The sequence below is a fragment of the Telluria sp. ZT3P39 genome, assembly GCF_059685935.1.
Window position 1 is genome coordinate 1 of record NZ_JCASIH010000021.1, and the last position, 17,763, is coordinate 17,763.

A 17,763-nucleotide genomic window follows, 5' to 3' on the forward strand; every position below is an offset into this window, starting at 1 on the left:
GTAGAATCTTCCATGTGAGCCGGTTGCATGTTGATCTCCTAAGTCTAAGTTTCGAACTCTCAGGTTAGGACTCAATCTGCAAATCGGCTCACTTTCTTTTCATCATAGGATCTACGAGCAACCGGCGACTCTTAAATGATCGGCATTGCGCCATGCCCCGGAATACGCCACCGGATTTCCGCCCCCAGGCGATTTCGCCTGCGACCGCGATTTCACGACTTTCCAGGCGCCAGGCCGAGCGCATTCTGCTGCAGGCCGAGCAGCATAGCGCCTGCGTGCAATCGAGGCGATCCGCGCCTCGCTCCCCGACGCTGCCCCGGCGCCGGCCGATCCGGACGACGCCTTTTGGTAAGGCGGCCAGGTAGTGGCCTGAAGATCGCCCGGCTCAAGGCTCACACAGCCACACTGTTGCCTGCGAAAGATGATTGTGTACATCCTTATCCTGACGACCGTCTGCAGACCAAAATGATGGGCGGAAATATTCAGTGCAGGCCAGGTCCGAACATGACCGTTCGCAACGCTGCCGGGTCCTGCGAGCGCACCAGTTGCGCAATCGCGGCAGCGATCTTGCGCCCGCCCTGCTGCGACGGTTCGATCGGCGAAACGGGCGAATAATCGTCGGGGTGGTCGCAGACCAGGCGCAGATCGAGCACAGGCAGCCCCCGCGCTGCCGCTTCGCGCAAGATCACGTCGTTGAATACCGCCAGGGCGGTACGCAGGCCCGGCGACAGGCCCGGCACGCCGTCGTAGATGGTCGACACCGCCACCGGCAGGCCCGGTGCCGAGACCTCGTCGAGCATGCGGCGATACGCGACGCGAAATTCGCCTTGCCATGAGGCCAGGAGCTCTGCCGCCTCGAGCACCGACCCGACACGCGACTGCATGTAGCCGACCAGGCCCAGGACATCGTTGCCGCCACAGCTCACAAGGACGTTCGTGGACTGCGCCGGCCGATCCCGCAGGCGGCTTGCCTGGGCTTTCACGTCCGCCAGCACGTCGCCATCGCGGGCCAGCAGAATCACACGATGCCCGTCTCCCAGCATCGCCTGCAGTTGGGCCTGGACCTCGCCGCCTTTCGGCACGTAAGGGGCGTTGTCGAAGATCGAATCACCCAACAAGATAACGTGACGCATGCGAAGCTCCAGGACGCATTAAACCGGATGCAAGGTGTAGGCGTTGCCGTCGTCGATCTCGAAGAACAGTTCTCCGACCGCGGCATCCGGCCTGTCCTCCCACAAGGTGACGAGGGCGGCAAGTTCCATCACCAGTTCGCGCAGTCCGGCATTGCCGTCCATGGCCGCCTTCAATTCAGCGCGCGTCATCCCCGGCACGAACAGCGGCGCCAGCGCCAGCTTGCCCTCGAACCCGAGCGGGACCGGGCCGGCCAGTCGATCGTGGACCGCTTTCTGCAGCCGCTTGACGTCCGGGTGGTAGCGGGCATCGGCGACCGACAACTGGAAGGCCTTCGGTGCGTTGCGGCACTCGACCCGGCATGCGACGAAGCCCTGCTGCGGCTGTCCGACGCCGGCGGCGCCATCCAGGGCCAATGCGGCGGTCGGGCTGGCATACACGCTGTTGCGCCGGGAAGGCATGTCGTCCGGACGCGTGAACTCCCACAGGTTATCGACCAGATACGGGACGTTTCCCGGCAGGCGGGTGCCGGGGTGCCGCCTGTACACGCGCTCCGGATCGAAGCTGGCGTGAGGCACTGCGCGGAAGATTTTCATGGAGACTCCTGGAAAGATGGTCAAGACTGGCCGCGCGCTGCGACTCGTTCGAGAAAGGCGGCAAACAACTCGCACAACAAAGGAATGCGTGCGGTCAAGCGGTGGTCGCCCTGCACCAGGTGCAAGGTGCATTGCCGCAGGCGCGCAAAGCGAATCGCGCTGTCATACGGGATGACTTCGTCGTCCCAGCCGTGCACGATCTCGGTGTGCTCGCCCGGCACCACTGGTTCCTGGCTGGGATAGCCCGGCATGTACACCGCCGGCGCCAGCAGGAATACCCCGCGTACGGCGAGGCGTTGGGCGGCCTCGGCTGCCACCCAGCCACCCATGCTCGACCCGACCAGCACCAAAGGCCGGCGCTCGCCCGAGCAGGCGGCCAGGAGTTGATCCAGGCGCGCAGCGGGATCGGCCGTATGCGAATAATCGAGGCTGCATACCTCCCAGCCACGGTCGCGGGCGACGTCGGACAAGGCGGCGATCTTGCTGCCATGTGGTCCGCTTTCTTTGCCGTGTATAAAATGAACCAGGCCTTGTTCAGTCAATGCTGCCTCCATGAATAACGCGTTAGCGGTCAAGGCCCGTGCAGCTGGCCCGGTTCCGCCAGTTTATGCCGGCAGGCGACAGGCCGCGTCGCAAGGCTACCTGTTGACGATGTTCATCGAGTGCCGACGCCTGGAGACAAGCGTCAGCGTCAGCGCGTCCGGAATCGACAATCCATGCAAATCGAAGCCGGCCTGAAGTTCGGCGCTTGACGCACAGGCCCCGGCGCCGCAGGGTTTGTAGTTCACCAGACAAATTTCTTTTCTTGCGCCCAGTTGTCGAGGCCGGCCCTGACATCGCGCGCATCAGGATTCGCTCTGAACCGGAACACGGCTCGCCCTGCGTGTGGCTCCTCGGTCGCTATGCGAAAACCGAGAATTTCGCCGCCGAAGTGCGACAATTTGTCCTGCGCAGCGTGCAAATAAATTTTTCCACCGACGAGGCGTTGCGCGGTGTCTGGAACGATCGCCCAGAATCCGCTCTCCCACTCATTACGTCCCTTGTCCAGGCAGCTCAAATTTTCTGGAAAATCCCCTCTTTCGATGACGTGCAAAGCTGGCATGGCGATTCCTTTCCTGAGTGTGGACATTGAAGCGATCACGGCGTCGCGCCTACCGGGTCGCGGAATCAGCCCATCATACGCCGGTGACCAGGCGTTCTCGAAAGGCGCTGTGCCCGTTACATGTGGAAAACGCCCGTGGAAACGCGGCGGAGAAAACAAAAAGGGCCCCGGTCGGGGCCCTTCGCAGTAGGATCTGGAGGCGAGGACGGGAGTCGAACCCGTCTAGACGGCTTTGCAGGCCGCTGCATAACCGCTTTGCTACCTCGCCGGAGGTAATCTTGCTGCGCTGATGCGGCCGGTTAGCTGCCGTATCAACCGGGAAGGCGATCTTCCCTGAAATCTGGAGCGGGAGAAGAGTCTCGAACTCTCGACCTCAACCTTGGCAAGGTTGCGCTCTACCAACTGAGCTACTCCCGCTAAGGAGTCCAACTATGTGTAAAACCTTTGGAGCGGGAGAAGAGTCTCGAACTCTCGACCTCAACCTTGGCAAGGTTGCGCTCTACCAACTGAGCTACTCCCGCAATGGAGTCTTACTGATGCTGCTGCCAACTTCTGCGCCTGCTTATCGGAATAAACTGGAGCGGGAGAAGAGTCTCGAACTCTCGACCTCAACCTTGGCAAGGTTGCGCTCTACCAACTGAGCTACTCCCGCGTACAGAACAACGATTATCGCAGAACTTTGACATTTTTTCAAGATTACGGTGAATCGTGCAATCTGAAAACTGGAGCGGGAGAAGAGTCTCGAACTCTCGACCTCAACCTTGGCAAGGTTGCGCTCTACCAACTGAGCTACTCCCGCTTTGTCTACCATCCTGCTGCGATGTTGTCGCAACAGGCAGGCATTATAGAGATTCTATTCCATACGTCAAGGATGACGCAGAACATTTCTACAAGCCTCGTTTACAGGCTCGACGCCTTCTCCTTGATGAGCGGCCAGGCGCGGCGCAGGTAGTAGAACATCGACCAGACCGTCAGCACGCCGGCCAGCCACAGGAAGTATTCTCCCCAGTAGTGGGTATCGATCCCGAACAGCACGTCATGGTAGAGCAGCATCGGGATCGCGGTCATCTGGGCGGCGGTCTTGATCTTGCCGAGCGAGCTGACGGCTACCGACTTGGTCGCACCGAGCTGGGCCATCCATTCGCGCAGGGCCGAAATGGTGATTTCGCGGCCGATGATGATGAAGGCGATGATGGCGTTCACCCGGTCGAGCTGCACCAGCACCAGCAAGGCGCCGGCCACCATCAGCTTGTCCGCCACCGGATCGAGGAAGGCGCCGAAGGCCGAGGTCTGGTTCCAGCGCCGCGCCAGGAAGCCGTCGAACCAGTCGGTGATGGCGGCAATGGTGAACACCAGGGTCGCCGCCAGGTTGCGGTCGGCCAGCGGCAGCCAGTGGGTGGGAAGGTAGAAGACGCCTACAACGAGGGGAATCAGCGCTACGCGTAACCAGGTCAGGAGAATCGGGATGTTGAAAGGCATAGGAAAGCACTGATTACAGGAATGAAAGTTTGCGCCGCTAGTCTACATGGCTATTGCCAATTGGACTAGATGACGCGACCGTATCCCCGAGATTCCTGCCGATGTCCTGCCGCCCTGCCCGGCTTTCCAGAAGAATGCGAAAAAAAACTGCGCGGCAAGCCGCGCAGTCTCTCGTATCCGCCCTCTCGGGGCGGATTACCGTTTACGGCGACGCACGGCGACGGCAGCCATCATGCCCAGGCCGGCCAGCGCGAGCGAACCCGGCTCAGGAACATTGGCGGGCCGGACGTCTTCGCGCAGCAGTTTGATCGTGGCGGTCTGCATCCGGGTGCGTGCGTTCGACTGGTCGCGGCCGTCGAAGAACAGGTCATTCAGGGAAATCTCGTACTGGCCATAGGTGCCGAAGCCGACGGTCAGCGGCGTCCAGTCGATCGTGAAGTCGGTGACGTTATCCTGGGTCTGGCCCAGGTCTGCGACAGCGGTCGTGGTCACGATCTTGGTGCCGCCGCCAGCCGGGGCGGTGAAGGTAAAGGTCGCCGTCACGCCGAGGTTGTCCATTTCGCCGGCGGTGATGCCCGGCTGGTTGTTCGCCTCGCGGAAGATGATGTTGCCGATATTGAAGGTGTACGGCAGGCCGCCCACGGTCAGGTTGAAATTCTGGGTGAGGATGGCCGTGGTCGGGAACAGCACGTCCAGCAGGGTCGACGCATTGCTTTCGGTTGCTTCGACACCGTAGCCGGTGGCGTCGCCAGTGACCGTTGCTGCGGTGATGGTGAACGAAACAGGTGCTGCTTGCACTGCGCCCGCCGCGAATGCGGCAGCGGCAACAGTGGTGGTGATCAGGTTCTTGAGTAACGACGCTTTCATGGCACGATCCCTTTATGGTTATGAGTACTGCGTTGCTCTATAAGCATAGATCATGCCAAGAAGGAATAACCAGTAAATACAAGCACTTGTAAGTCGCAGCGGAAACCAGGACGCAAAATCGTCAAATTTGCCGACACCACCAAAAGGAAGAGAGAGTGTGAATTATGCTCATCGCATGAGTGGCGGGGGCATTGCCGGGGCTCAACTGGTGACGCCGGGCCTGGCGCGCCCGAGCATCGGCAGGAAGCGCATCCACGGGAAAGTGTCAGGGACTTCGTCAAAAAAGGGGCCGTGCTGGCGCCCCTGCTTCCTTCAATGCAGCTGCCGGTAGATCTCTTCGGCCAGCGTGCTGGAGATGCCTTCCACCGACATCAGGTCTTCCACGCTGGCATCCACCACCCCGCGCAGGCCGCCGAAGCGGGCCAGCAGGCGCTGGCGGCGCTTGGCGCCGATGCCTTCGATCTCTTCCAGGCGCGAAGCTTGCCGGGCCTTGGCGCGCTTGGCGCGCATGCCGGTAATCGCAAACCGGTGCGCCTCGTCGCGGATCATGGCGACCAGCATCAGCGCCGCCGATTCCTTGCCCAGCTCCTGGGGCGGGCGGGTGTCGGCGAAGATCAGGGTTTCCAGGCCGACCCGACGCGCCTCGCCCTTGGCCACGCCGACGATCATGCCGATGTCCAGGCCCAGTTCGACGAAGACCTGGCGCGCCATCTCGACCTGCCCCTTGCCGCCGTCGACCAGCACGATGTCGGGCATGACGCCCTCCCCGTTCGCCACCTTCTCGTAGCGCCGCTGAAGCACCTGGCGCATCGCCGCGTAATCGTCGCCCGGCGTGATGCCGTTGATGTTGAAGCGGCGGTATTCGCCGTTCTGCATCTGGTGGTGGTGGAACACCACGCAGGACGCCTGGGTCGCCTCGCCACCGGTATGGCTGATGTCGAAGCATTCGATGCGCAGGGTGTCCAGGTCTTCGCTGTCCAGCTGCAGGGCGTCGGCCAGCGCGCGGGTGCGCGCCTGCTGCGAGCCCTGTTCGGACAGCAGCCGCGCCAGCGCCAGCTCGGCGCCCTTGCCGGCCATCTCGAGCCACTGGCGGCGCTGCCCCTGCGGCTGGAAGATCAGGTTGATGCGGTGGCCGCACTGCTCGGACAAGGCCATGATCAGTTCGGGCTGGTCGAACTCGATGTTCAGGATCAGCGTGTTCGGAATGAACTGGCCGGAATAATGCTGGGCCAGGAAGGCGCACAGCACCTCGACGTCCAATGGGCATTCGCCCAGCGATTCGCCGACGTGCGCCGGGAAATAGGCGCGGTCGCCCAGGTGGCGCCCGCCGCGCACCATCGCCAGGTTGACGCAGGCGCGGCCGCCCTGCACCACCACCGCGATGATGTCGACGTCGGCGTCGCCCACGGTTTCCATGCTCTGGGCGTGCAGCACCTTGGACAGGGCCTGGATCTGGTTGCGGATGCTTGCTGCCTGCTCGAACTTGAGCTCCATGGCATAGGCCTGCATCTTCTGCTCGAGGTCGGCAAGCACCTCGGTCTGGCGCCCGCGCAGGAAGCGCGCGGCGTTTTCCACGTCGAGCTGGTATTGCTCGGGCGTGACCAGGTCGACGCAAGGCGCGCTGCAGCGGCCGATCTGGTGCAGCAGGCAGGGACGCGTGCGGTTGGCATACACGCTGTCCTCGCAGGTGCGCAGCATGAACACCTTCTGCAGCAGCTGCATCGATTCCTTGGCTGCCCAGGCGCTCGGGAAAGGACCGAAGTACTGGTTCTTCTTGTCCAGCGTGCCGCGGTAATAGCCCATGCGCGGGGCTTTGCCGCTAGAGATCTTGATGTAGGGGTAGCTTTTATCGTCGCGGAACAGGATGTTGTAGCGCGGCTTGAGCGACTTGATCAGGTTGTTTTCCAGGATCAGGGCTTCGGCCTCGCTGCTGGTCACCGTGGTTTCCAGGTTGGCAATCTGCCCCACCATCATCGCGATACGCGGGCTCGACTGGGTCTTCTGAAAATAGCTCGACACCCGTTTCTTGAGATTGCGCGCCTTGCCGACGTAGAGCACGTTCTGGTTGGCGTCGAGATAGCGGTAGACGCCCGGCAGGTCGGGCAGCTTGGCGACGGTATCGAGCACGCGCTCGCGCGCCGATTCGCTGGGCTTGACCGGCTCGGCGGCGTCTTCGTTCAATGTCGCTTTCAATTCTTCTTTCATGGCCTGCCAACTGTCCGGCCGCGCGCGGGGCGCGGGCACGGCCTTGCTCCTGGTGCTGGTGGTTCGGGGACGCGCCGGCTGCTCCTCCGGCGCGGATATGTGCTCTGCCTTGCCCACTGCTTTCCGTTTCAGCGACTAGGTCGCCAGGTCCTGGGTCACGATCACGAAAGCGACGCCGTAGTCGGCCTCGTCGCTGAGTGTCACCTGGGCGCTGAGGCCATAGTCTTGCATGAATTGTGCGAGCGCCCCACTGCAGACGATGATGGGCTTGCCGCCCGGTCCGTTCAGGACCTGGGCCGAGCGCCAGGTCATGGGCATGCGCATGCCCAGCCCGATCGCCTTCGAAAACGCCTCCTTGGCCGAAAAGCGGGTGGCCAAAAAGCGCAGGCCGCGCGTCGCGTTCCTGGCGCTGCGCGCGTGGTATTTTTCCAGTTCCTCCGCACCGAGGATTTTTTCGGCAAAGCGCGGGCCGCTGCGCGCCAGGGCCGCCTCGACGCGCGAGATCTGCACGATGTCGGTGCCGATGCCGTAGATCATTCCGGCTCCTTTACCGCGGGTACGACGTGCCCAGGCGCGCCGCGACCATGATCGCCTTCATTTCGCGCACGGCATTTTCCCAGCCCGCGAACAGCGCGTGGGCGACGATGGCGTGGCCGATGTTCAGCTCGTGGATGTCGGCAATCGCCGCGATCGGCTGCACATTCGTGTAGTGCAGGCCGTGGCCGGCGTTCACGCGCAGGCCGCGCTGCCTGCCTGCGTGCACCCCGATCTTGATGCGCTCGATCTCGCGCAAGGCCTCGTCGCCTTCGGCTTCCGCATAGCGGCCCGTGTGCAGCTCGATGACGGTGGCGCCCACCGCGCTGGCGGCCTCGATCTGGGCCGGGTCGGCATCGATGAACAGCGACACCCGGATGCCCTCTTGCTTCAGTTGTCTGGTCGCCGCTTCGACTTCCTTGAAATAGCGGATCACGTCCAGCCCGCCCTCGGTGGTGACTTCCTCGCGCCGCTCGGGCACCAGGCAGACGTCCTGGGGCCCCACCCGGCAGGCGAAGTCGATCATCTCTTGCGTGACGGCCGCTTCCAGGTTCATGCGGGTGGCCAGCATCGGGCGCAACGCAATGACGTCCGCATCCTTGATGTGGCGGCGGTCTTCGCGCAGGTGCAGCGTGATCAGGTCGGCGCCGGCCTGCTCGGCCAGCAGCGCCGCGCGCAGCGGGTCCGGATACGCGGTGCCGCGCGCATTGCGCACGGTGGCGATGTGGTCGATGTTGACGCCCAGGTCGATGACGGGGCCGGCGGGTTGCAGGAAGCTCATGGTCGGTTTTTCGATTTATAACTGCATCAGGTCGATCAGGATCTGGCGCGTGTTGAGCGGCGCGCCGCCCAGGTGGTGCGCCAGCAGGAAGCGCATCAGCTGCTTGCTCTGCGCCTGGGTGGCCGGGTCGGCGTAATCCTCGCGCTCCATGTCGAGCAGGGTCTTGCCCGTCACTACAGGCCAGACCTCGCCCATGGTCGCCGCGCGCGCGCCGCGTTCCGGATCCACCACATAGTCGCCAGAAGGAAGGACCGCCGAACGGGTGGTGGTACAACGACCGAGGTCGGCTGCCACGCCTGTTTCCTTAAGTAAGGCCCGTTCGAACTTTCGCAAGACGATGGGGACAGGTTCTCCGTGCGCGAGCTGGTTCAGGGTGGACACGTAATGGTCGAACAGGGCCGGATGCTTGTCGTCGCGCGCGATGAGCTTGACCAGCAATTCGTTGAGATAAAAGCCGCACAGCAGCGGGGTTTTTTCCAGCGGCAGCATGCCGCCCACCCATTCGGCGTCGATCAGGGTGCGCAACTCAAGCTTGCCGCTGAACGAGATAGACAAAGGCTGGAAGGTCTGCAGCACCCCGCGCAATTTGGAGAGCGGGCGCTTGGCGCCTTTCGCGACCAGGCCCACGCGGCCGTAGTCGCGCGTGAACATGTCCACGATCAGGCTGGTTTCCTTGTAGGGATAGCTGTGCAAAACGAAACCGGGCTGGCCGGTCACGCGGGTCTCGCGCAGCGGAGCGCGGCTGCGCCTGGCCGTTGCCGGGGCGGCCGACTGTACCTGGCCGGCTGCAGCGGGCGTGTCGATGGCGTCGTCGTGGCTGGGCATGCGTGGGGGTCGGTCCTCCGGCGCCTGTGGTCTTACTCGTAGCCGTAGGCGCGCAGGCCCGCTTCGTTGTCGGCCCAGCCCGATTTGACCTTGACCCAGATCTCCAGGTACACGGGGCCGCCGAACAGCTTTTCCATGTCCAGGCGCGACTGGGACGAGATTTCTTTCAGGCGGGCGCCCTTGTTACCGATGATCATCGATTTATGGGTGTCGCGCTCGACCAGGATCGCGCAGAAGATGCGGCGCAGGTTCCCTTCTTGCAGGAACTGCTCGATGATCACCGTGCTGGTATAAGGCAGCTCGTCGCCCAGCAGGCGGAACACTTTCTCGCGCACGATCTCGGCGGCGAGGAATTTCTCGCTGCGGTCGGTGATGTCGTCCGGGCCGAACACCGGCGCATTCTCCGGCAGGTGGCGCTTGATCTCGTTTTCCAGGGCATCGACCTGGAAACGCATCTTGGCCGACACCGGCACGATGGCCGTGAATTCGCGCAGCGCGGCGACCTTCTGGGCGAAGGGCATCAACACGGCCTTGTCCTTGACGCGGTCCGACTTGTTAATGACCAGCACCACCGGGACATCGGCCGGCAGCAGGTCGAGCACCTGCTGGTCGGCCGGGCCGAAGGTGCCGGCCTCGACCAGGAACAGGATCACGTCGGACGAGGTGAGCGTGTTCGACACGGTCTTGTTCAGCGTCTTGTTCAGCGCATTCGCGTGGCGGGTCTGGAAGCCCGGCGTGTCGACATAGATGAACTGGGCATCAATGCGGGTCTGGATGCCGGTGATGCGGTGGCGCGTGGTCTGAGCCTTGCGCGAGGTGATCGACACCTTGGCGCCGATCAGCACGTTCATCAGGGTCGACTTGCCGACGTTCGGACGGCCGACGATGGCGATATAGCCACAACGGAAATGTTCGAGGGTGCTGCCGGTGTCGAGACTATCGGTGTTCATGCTGACTTTGTTCCTGGTTGTTCCGGCGGCGTAGTAGCGTCCGTCTGGATGGTGGCGATGCCGGCCAGCTTGAGCTGGGCGGCACGCGGCTTGGCCTTGCGGGCGGCGGGCGACTTGACCAGGGCGGCCTGGGCGCCCTCGAGCGCCAGGCGGGCCGCGGCCTGTTCGCCGGCGCGGCGGCTGCCGCCGCGGCCGAACACCTGCACGTTCAGTTTCGGCACCAGGCATTCGACTTCGAATTCCTGGCTGTGGGCGGCGCCATGGGTGGCCACCACGTTATAGGTCGGCAGCGCAATGCGCTTGGCTTGCAGGAATTCCTGCAGCAAGGTCTTGGCATCCTTGCCAAGGGTGGCCGGGTCGACCGTGTCGAGCAGCGGGATATAGAAGGCGCGGATGGCGTCGCGCGCGGCATCGAAACCGCTGTCGAGGAAGATCGCGCCCAGCAGGGCTTCGAGCGTATCGGCCAGGATCGACGGCCGGCGGAAACCGCCCGATTTCAGCTCGCCCTCGCCCAGGCGCAGGAACTGCGACAGCTCGAGCTTCTGGGCGATCTCGAACAGAGATTGCTGCTTGACGAGGTTGGCGCGCAGGCGCGACAAATCGCCTTCGTCGAGGGTGTTGAAGCGTTCGTACAGGATCGAGGCCACGACGCAGTTCAGGATCGAGTCGCCCAGAAATTCCAGGCGCTCGTTATGCAGCGCGCTATGGCTACGGTGAGTCAGGGCTTGCTGGAGCAGGCCCGTATCCCGGAACGTGTAACCCAAGCGTGTTTGCAATAACTGGAGATTCATTGTGCTGTCGTGTGTTTGTCTAGCATCGTTTGCCGTCCTGTCGGTGGTGGTTCACCGCTTGCCTCATTCGGCAGCGCCCGGCTCGGTGCTGCCCGCATAGTCGATCACCAGGCTGACATTGCCCATCAGTGGCACCCGTTTCTCGTAAGCAAAGCTGATCTGCGTGTCGCCGCCGTCGCGGGTGATGACCAGGTCGCGGCCACGGATGGCGGTCACGTCGTTGACGCCGGCGCTCTTGTCGAAGGCTACCTGCATTTCGCGCGGCGTGCCGCCAGCTTCCTTGGCGCGCGCCATGGCGTCCTTGACCGCGCTGTATTCCAGGTAGGTCGGCACCAGCTTGAGCGCGAACACCACGGCCACGCCCAGCACCGCCAGCACGAAGATGAGGCCGGTCAGCGAGACGCCGGCTTCGCGAGTAAAGGATTGCTTCTGACGCATTGTGGTTCTCCGGTTACTGGATGCCGCCAATCCGTTTCGGATTGCCGAAATTCATCCAGACGACGATCGCCTTGCCAACAATGTTTTTGTCCGGTACGAAGCCCCAATAGCGGCTGTCGGCACTGTTGTCGCGGTTATCGCCCATCATGAAATAGTTGCCCTCCGGTACGATACAGGTAAATTTATCGTAGGAATAGTCACATGCTTCACGATGCGGGAAGTTCTCGACGGCGCCGAGGTCGAACACCTGCTTGCCGTTGGTGTTCAGGATCTGGTGCGGCACGGCCTTGCCTTCCCCGGCCAGGTTCTCGGTGAACTGCTTGTGGTAGACCGGATGCTGGTCGTCCAGGTAGTCGTCCATCGGGGTATAGGCTACCGGCTTGCCGTTCACGGTGAGGCGCTTGTTCTCGTAGCTGATGGTATCACCGGGCACGCCGATGACGCGCTTGATGTAATCCTGGCTCATGTCCTTGGGATACTTGAACACCATCACGTCGCCGCGCTGCGGGTTGCCGATGTCGATCACCTTCTTGTTGATGATCGGCAGGCGGATGCCGTAGGCGTACTTGTTCACGAGGATGAAGTCGCCCACCAGCAGGGTCGGCACCATTGACGAGGACGGAATCTTGAACGGCTCCCACAGGAAGGAGCGCAGCACGAAGACCATCGCGATGATCGGGAAGAAACTACCCGAGTATTCGATCCAGGTCGGCTGGCGCAGGCAGGCCGCCTCGATCTCGGCGCGCTTGCCGTTGCTGTCGACCTTGATGCCGTCGGCGGTCAGCTTGTTGGTGCGGGCATCGTATTCCGCCAGCGCGGCGTCGGCTGCGCGGCGGCGCTGCTTGGCGAAGATGAATACATCCAGGCACCAGATGATGCCCGTGATAACCATCAAGACGAACAGGATCAGGGCAAATTTGCCCAGGATGGGTTGCAGGTCCATTTATTTGTCTTCCACCTGGAGAATGGCGAGGAAGGCTTCTTGTGGGATTTCCACGGAACCGACCTGCTTCATGCGTTTCTTACCGGCTTTTTGTTTCTCGAGCAGCTTCTTCTTGCGCGAGATGTCGCCGCCATAGCACTTGGCCAGCACGTTCTTGCGCAGCGCCTTGACGTTTTCGCGCGAGATGATGGTCGCGCCGATCGCGGCCTGGATCGCCACGTCGAACATCTGGCGCGGGATCAGTTCGCGCATCTTGGCGGCGACCTGGCGGCCGCGGTAAGGTGCGTTGGCGCGGTGCACGATGATCGCCAGCGCATCGACCTTCTCGCTGTTGATCAGCATGTCGACTTTCACGACGTCGGCCGAACGGTATTCCTTGAACTCGTAGTCCATCGAGGCATAGCCGCGCGAGGTGGACTTCAGGCGGTCGAAGAAGTCGAGCACGATCTCGGCCATCGGGATTTCGTAGTGCAGCTTGACCTGGCGGCCGTGGTAGGCCATGTCCATCTGCACGCCGCGCTTGCCGTTACACAGCGTCATGACCGAGCCGACGTATTCTTGCGGCATGTACAGGTTGACGTCGACGATCGGCTCGCGCACTTCGTTGATCTTGGACGGTTCCGGCATCTTCGACGGGTTGTCGACGCGCAGGATCGAACCGTCGCGCATCTCGACCTCGTACACGACGGTCGGCGCCGTGGTGATCAGGTCCATGTCGAACTCGCGCTCGAGGCGTTCCTGCACGATTTCCATGTGCAGCAGGCCCAGGAAGCCGCAGCGGAAGCCGAAGCCCAGCGCCTGCGACACTTCCGGCTCGTACATCAGGGCCGCATCGTTCAGCTTGAGCTTTTCCAGCGAGTCGCGCAGCGCGTCGTACTGGTTCGCTTCGACCGGGAACAGGCCGGCGAACACCTGCGGCTGGACTTCCTTGAAGCCCGGCAGCGGGCTTGGGGCCGGACGGTTCGCCAAGGTCACCGTATCGCCCACTTTCGCAGCCGTCAGTTCCTTGATGCCGGCGATGATGAAGCCCACCTGCCCTGCGGACAGTTGCGGCAGCGAGACCGAGCGCGGCGTGAAGACGCCGATGTTCTCGACCAGGTTCACCGACCCGGTCGCCATCAGCAGGATCTTGTCTTTCGGGCGCAGGGTGCCGTTGACCACGCGCACCAGCATCACGACGCCGACATACGGGTCGTACCAGGAGTCGACGATCAGGGCCTGGAGCGGTGCATCGACATCGCCTTTCGGCGGCGGCACGCGCTTGATCAGGTCTTCCAGCACGTCTTCCACGCCCAGGCCGGACTTGGCCGAGCACATGACCGCTTCCGAGGCATCGATGCCGATGACGTCTTCGATTTCCTTCTTGGCGTTGTCCGGGTCGGCGTGCGGCAGGTCGATCTTGTTCAGGACCGGCACCACTTCCACGCCGAGATCCAGCGCGGTATAGCAGTTGGCCACCGTCTGGGCTTCTACGCCCTGCGATGCATCGACGACCAGCAGCGCGCCTTCGCAAGCCGACAGCGAGCGCGAGACTTCATAGGAGAAGTCGACGTGGCCCGGGGTGTCGATCAGGTTCAGGTTGTAGACCTGGCCGTCGCGCGCCTTGTATTGCAGCGCCGCGGTCTGGGCCTTGATGGTGATGCCGCGCTCGCGCTCGAGGTCCATCGAATCGAGCACCTGCGCATCCATTTCGCGATCCGACAGCCCGCCGCACAGCTGGATGATACGGTCGGCCAGGGTCGATTTGCCGTGGTCGATGTGGGCGATGATGGAGAAATTACGTATGTTGTTCATTAACAAAGCTCAAAACCAAAAAGGCCGCGGACAGTGCGGCAAGGCCACAATACGGCGCAGAACGCGGCACGGTGCGTGGCGCAATACGACGGATCAAATGCGAAAAGCGCTCCGTGGGGAGCATGCCGGTCCCCGGCCGAAGCGCTTCATCAAGCGGAAGAAAGGGCTTGCACACTGCAGACGCTTTTCCGACCCCGGTATTTTACCGGATTCCAGAGCGGAAAGCCCAGTTTAGGGCCGGGAAGGAGGCAGAAAGCCGGTTTTGGGCCGGGCCCGCGCGTATTTGCATGGTTTTGCGCCGGCTTTGGGCCGCCGGCGCCGCCAACAGGGCTCAGGCCGCTGCCGCGCAGCTGTCCGCCCAGGCGCGCGCCGCGGGCGCGTCGAGGAAGTAATGGCAGAGCTCCAGCCGGGCCAGGTCGCCGAACAGCACCGGCACCAGCTCGTCGAAACGCTCGACCAGCGCCGGGTCGGCGTCGACGTCGATGATTGCCACTTCGAAGCGCTCGCCCGGCCCCTGCAGGGCCAACAAGGCCTGGTGCAGGTCCTCGCACAGGTGGCAATAGCTGCGCGAATACAGGGTGAAAGGAATCACCCGCATCATGCGCGCGGCTTCACGACGACGTATTGCGAGACGTTTTCGCGGCGCACCAGCAGGGCCACCGGCTTTTTCGGGTCGAGCCTGGCCACCAGGGCGTTGAACTGCGCGGCGCCGGTGACCGGCGTGTTGCCGACCTGCGAAATCACGTCGCCCACACGGATCCCGGCCAGGGCCGCTGCGCCGTCGGCGTTCTCGACCAGCACGCCGACATCGACACCCAGTTCGGCGCGCTGGGCCGGGGTGATGTCGCCCACTACCAGGCCGAGCGCATTGGCGACACCCGGGGGCGCCCCCTTCTTCGGCGCCGGCCGGCTGGCGGCGATCTTTTCGTCCTGCAGTTCGACGATGGTCACCGGCAGCTCGAGCTGGGCGCCGCGGCGCCAGACGGTGACGCTGGCGCGGCTGCCCACCTTGGTGGCGCCGACCACGCGCGGCAGGTCGCGGGTGGTGTCGATGGGCTGGCCGTTGAACTTGAGGATGATGTCGCCGACCTTGATGCCGCCCTTCTCCGCCGGGCCGCCACTCTCCACCATGGACACTTCGGCGCCGCGCGCCTTGCCCAGGCCCAGCGACTCGGCCACGTCGCGCGTGACTTCGCTGATCTGCACACCCAGGCGGCCGCGCGTGACCTTGCCGGTGGATTTCAGCTGGTCGGCCACGCGCATGACTTCGTCGATCGGCACGGCGAACGAGATGCCGTTGTAGGCGCCCGAGAGCGTGGCGATCTGCGAATTGATGCCGATGACTTCACCGCGCATGTTGATCAGGGGCCCGCCCGAATTGCCCGGATTGACCGCGACGTCGCTCTGGATCAGCGGCAGGTATTCGCCGGTGTCGCGCGACTTGGCCGAGATGATGCCGGCGGTCACGGTATTGTCGAGGTTGAACGGCGAGCCGATGGCGACTACCCACTCACCGACCCGGATCTTGCTGGAGTCGCCGATGCGCAAATACGGCAGGTTGGTCGCGGTGAGCTTGAGCAGCGCGACGTCGGATCGGCGGTCGGCCCCCAGCACCCTGGCCTTGAATTCGCGGCGGTCGGTCAGCGTGACGGTGACCTCGTCCGCGCCCTCGACCACATGGGCGTTGGTCAGCACGAAGCCGTCGCCCGAGATGATGAAGCCCGAGCCGACGCCGCGCGTGACCTGCTGCTCTTCCGCGCCGCCCGGTGCCTGCGGCGCACCGCGGCGCCCGCGCGGGATCTGGCCCCCAAAAAAGCGGCGCAGGAATTCCTGCATTTCTTCTTCGCCCGGCACGCCCCCGTTGCGCTGCACGCGCTCGGTGGTGCGGATGTTGACGACGGCGGGACCGACCTTGTCGATCAGGTCGGTGAAATCGGGCAGGCCGGTGACGACAGGGGCCTGGACCGGGGCAGCCGCGATGGCAACGGGAGTGAACAAGGCGCTGGCGCCGGACATCAGCAGGCCTGACAGGATCAGGCTGGCAGTTTTACTGGTCATGGGGTCGAAGGTGAAGGCTGAGATTGACTTTATGGTAAGCCAAAACAGGGGAATTGTCGCGGGGTGCACGGTGAAGTAAGTAGGATGGTCGGCTCCGCCGACCGCGCGTTCAACCGGAATGCGCGTCGCCGCAATGCAAGCGTCATTCGAACGCGCGGGCGGGAGGACCCGCCCACCCTACAACTGCTTGGCAGCGGGGCCGGACTTGGCAGGCGGTTCAATCTCGACGGCTGGCTCCACCACTGCCACTGCCCCATTCACCGGGCCGTTGCCACTGACGACGGCCGGCGCGATGGCGGCCAGCGCGTCGGTTGGCAGCTCAGGCTTGCGCGGCTCGCGCCGCAGCGGGACGGATTCGGCGGCCAGGCGCTCGGCCAGCCGGGCGGCAAAGCCGGGCGACAGGGCCGGGCCGTCCGTTTCGGCGCGCAGGGTATCGCCGATCTCGTGATAGAGTCGCCAGGCCTCGATGCCGTCGCGCTCCCTTAACCCGGCAAGCGCCAGCTCGGCGTCGGCATCGGACAATTCGTCGTCCATGAAGGACGAAATCGTTTCGCGTATTTTTTTATTCGTGTCCATCTGGTTGCCTTGCCGCATCGGTATGTTCAAAATTACCCGCCCGTCTACGATCCCGCGACCTACCGGCGTTTGTCAACCGGGAAATCGAGCAAAGGGCGCAATTTCTCGGCAATGACTTCGCGCGCGCGGAAAATCCGGCTACGCACGGTACCTATTGGACACGCCATCACTTCAGAGATTTCCTCGTAACTGAGTCCTTCTATTTCGCGCAATACGATCGCCGTGCGCAGTTCCAGCGGCAATGCTTCCATCGCCGCGTTCACCGTATGGGCAATCTGCTTGCTCGCCAGCATTGACTCTGGCGTATTTATATCACGCAGGCTGTCTGCGTCCTCGAAGCCTTCGGCTTTTTCGGCATCGGCCTCGGTGGAGGTCGGCGCCCGTCTGCCTTGGGTGACAAGGAAATTTTTTGCCGTGTTGATCCCGATGCGATACAGCCAGGTGTAAAAGGCTGAGTCGCCACGGAAATGACGCAGGGCGCGATAGGCCTTGATGAAGGTCTCTTGCACCACGTCCTCGGCTTCGGCGGGATCGTGGACGAGACGCGACACCAGGCGCATCAGGCGACGCTGGTATTTCGCCACGAGCAGGTCGAATGCTCCCCGGTCGCCGGCCTGGACCCGTTCCACCAACAACTGATCACCCTCGCGTTCTGTCGTCACGGACCACGCCCCATCGGCTGCAGCGGTCCTC

19 protein-coding genes and 5 tRNA genes are annotated in these 17,763 nt (G+C 63.2%); all 24 read right to left on the reverse strand.

The genetic code is table 11. The features are described from left to right. Positions 1 to 482 precede the first annotated feature (482 nt). A complete protein-coding gene (locus AC56LR_RS17055; RefSeq protein WP_497132015.1) occupies positions 483 to 1,133 on the reverse strand; it encodes an SGNH/GDSL hydrolase family protein in 651 nt (216 codons plus the stop codon). Between the two features lie 18 nt (positions 1,134 to 1,151). Then, positions 1,152 to 1,727, reverse strand: a complete 576-nt coding sequence (locus AC56LR_RS17060) for a hypothetical protein (RefSeq protein WP_497132016.1) — start codon at positions 1,725 to 1,727, stop codon at positions 1,152 to 1,154. Positions 1,728 to 1,747: 20 nt separating this feature from the next. After that, entirely contained in the window at positions 1,748 to 2,269 is a 522-nt protein-coding gene (locus AC56LR_RS17065) for a YqiA/YcfP family alpha/beta fold hydrolase (RefSeq protein WP_497132017.1), read from the reverse strand. Positions 2,270 to 2,511: 242 nt separating this feature from the next. Next, on the reverse strand, positions 2,512 to 2,829 hold the full coding sequence (locus AC56LR_RS17070) for a hypothetical protein (RefSeq protein WP_497132018.1): 318 nt from the start codon (positions 2,827 to 2,829) through the stop codon (positions 2,512 to 2,514). A gap of 194 nt (positions 2,830 to 3,023) precedes the next feature. Beyond that, positions 3,024 to 3,097 (reverse strand) — tRNA-Cys (locus tag AC56LR_RS17075). A gap of 73 nt (positions 3,098 to 3,170) precedes the next feature. Continuing rightward, positions 3,171 to 3,246 (reverse strand) — tRNA-Gly (locus tag AC56LR_RS17080). A 28-nt stretch (positions 3,247 to 3,274) separates the two neighbouring features. Beyond that, positions 3,275 to 3,350 (reverse strand) — tRNA-Gly (locus tag AC56LR_RS17085). 55 nt (positions 3,351 to 3,405) lie between these two features. Continuing rightward, positions 3,406 to 3,481, reverse strand: a tRNA-Gly gene (locus AC56LR_RS17090). Between the two features lie 71 nt (positions 3,482 to 3,552). Continuing rightward, positions 3,553 to 3,628, reverse strand: a tRNA-Gly gene (locus AC56LR_RS17095). Positions 3,629 to 3,729: 101 nt separating this feature from the next. Continuing rightward, the gene (gene pgsA / locus AC56LR_RS17100; RefSeq protein ID WP_497132019.1) at positions 3,730 to 4,308 is read right to left on the reverse strand and encodes a CDP-diacylglycerol--glycerol-3-phosphate 3-phosphatidyltransferase; all 579 of its coding nucleotides are present in this window, start codon (positions 4,306 to 4,308) and stop codon (positions 3,730 to 3,732) included. Positions 4,309 to 4,503: 195 nt separating this feature from the next. Then, positions 4,504 to 5,175 carry a PEP-CTERM sorting domain-containing protein gene (locus tag AC56LR_RS17105; RefSeq protein ID WP_497132020.1) on the reverse strand — a complete coding sequence of 224 codons (672 nt, stop codon included), beginning with the start codon at positions 5,173 to 5,175 and terminating at the stop codon, positions 4,504 to 4,506. 312 nt (positions 5,176 to 5,487) lie between these two features. Then, a complete protein-coding gene (gene uvrC, locus AC56LR_RS17110) occupies positions 5,488 to 7,380 on the reverse strand; it encodes an excinuclease ABC subunit UvrC (RefSeq protein ID WP_497132093.1) in 1,893 nt (630 codons plus the stop codon). A 135-nt stretch (positions 7,381 to 7,515) separates the two neighbouring features. Further along, positions 7,516 to 7,917: a holo-ACP synthase gene (gene acpS, locus AC56LR_RS17115; RefSeq protein ID WP_497132021.1), complete on the reverse strand. Its 402-nt coding sequence runs from the start codon at positions 7,915 to 7,917 to the stop codon at positions 7,516 to 7,518. A gap of 10 nt (positions 7,918 to 7,927) precedes the next feature. After that, positions 7,928 to 8,695 (reverse strand): pyridoxine 5'-phosphate synthase, encoded by a 768-nt coding sequence (locus AC56LR_RS17120; protein ID WP_497132022.1) that lies wholly within the window; start codon positions 8,693 to 8,695, stop codon positions 7,928 to 7,930. A 15-nt stretch (positions 8,696 to 8,710) separates the two neighbouring features. After that, a complete protein-coding gene (recO, locus tag AC56LR_RS17125; protein WP_497132023.1) occupies positions 8,711 to 9,520 on the reverse strand; it encodes a DNA repair protein RecO in 810 nt (269 codons plus the stop codon). A 32-nt stretch (positions 9,521 to 9,552) separates the two neighbouring features. Next, positions 9,553 to 10,470 carry a GTPase Era gene (era, locus tag AC56LR_RS17130; protein ID WP_497132024.1) on the reverse strand — a complete coding sequence of 306 codons (918 nt, stop codon included), beginning with the start codon at positions 10,468 to 10,470 and terminating at the stop codon, positions 9,553 to 9,555. After that, on the reverse strand, positions 10,467 to 11,234 hold the full coding sequence (rnc, locus tag AC56LR_RS17135) for a ribonuclease III (RefSeq protein WP_497132025.1): 768 nt from the start codon (positions 11,232 to 11,234) through the stop codon (positions 10,467 to 10,469). The genes era and rnc overlap by 4 nt, the downstream gene beginning before the upstream one ends. Positions 11,235 to 11,324: 90 nt before the next feature. After that, positions 11,325 to 11,699, reverse strand: a complete 375-nt coding sequence (locus AC56LR_RS17140) for a DUF4845 domain-containing protein (RefSeq protein WP_497132026.1) — start codon at positions 11,697 to 11,699, stop codon at positions 11,325 to 11,327. Between the two features lie 13 nt (positions 11,700 to 11,712). After that, positions 11,713 to 12,642, reverse strand: a complete 930-nt coding sequence (gene lepB, locus AC56LR_RS17145) for a signal peptidase I (RefSeq protein WP_497132027.1) — start codon at positions 12,640 to 12,642, stop codon at positions 11,713 to 11,715. Beyond that, on the reverse strand, positions 12,643 to 14,436 hold the full coding sequence (gene lepA, locus AC56LR_RS17150) for a translation elongation factor 4 (protein WP_497132028.1): 1,794 nt from the start codon (positions 14,434 to 14,436) through the stop codon (positions 12,643 to 12,645). Positions 14,437 to 14,767: 331 nt separating this feature from the next. Then, positions 14,768 to 15,037 carry a glutaredoxin family protein gene (locus AC56LR_RS17155; protein ID WP_497132029.1) on the reverse strand — a complete coding sequence of 90 codons (270 nt, stop codon included), beginning with the start codon at positions 15,035 to 15,037 and terminating at the stop codon, positions 14,768 to 14,770. Continuing rightward, positions 15,034 to 16,494, reverse strand: a complete 1,461-nt coding sequence (locus tag AC56LR_RS17160) for a DegQ family serine endoprotease (protein ID WP_497132030.1) — start codon at positions 16,492 to 16,494, stop codon at positions 15,034 to 15,036. Before AC56LR_RS17160 ends, AC56LR_RS17155 begins: the two co-directional genes overlap by 4 nt. A gap of 177 nt (positions 16,495 to 16,671) precedes the next feature. After that, positions 16,672 to 17,070, reverse strand: a complete 399-nt coding sequence (locus AC56LR_RS17165) for a sigma-E factor negative regulatory protein (RefSeq protein ID WP_497132031.1) — start codon at positions 17,068 to 17,070, stop codon at positions 16,672 to 16,674. A gap of 59 nt (positions 17,071 to 17,129) precedes the next feature. Further along, positions 17,130 to 17,732, reverse strand: a complete 603-nt coding sequence (gene rpoE / locus AC56LR_RS17170; RefSeq protein WP_489875497.1) for an RNA polymerase sigma factor RpoE — start codon at positions 17,730 to 17,732, stop codon at positions 17,130 to 17,132. Positions 17,733 to 17,763: the final 31 nt, after the last annotated feature.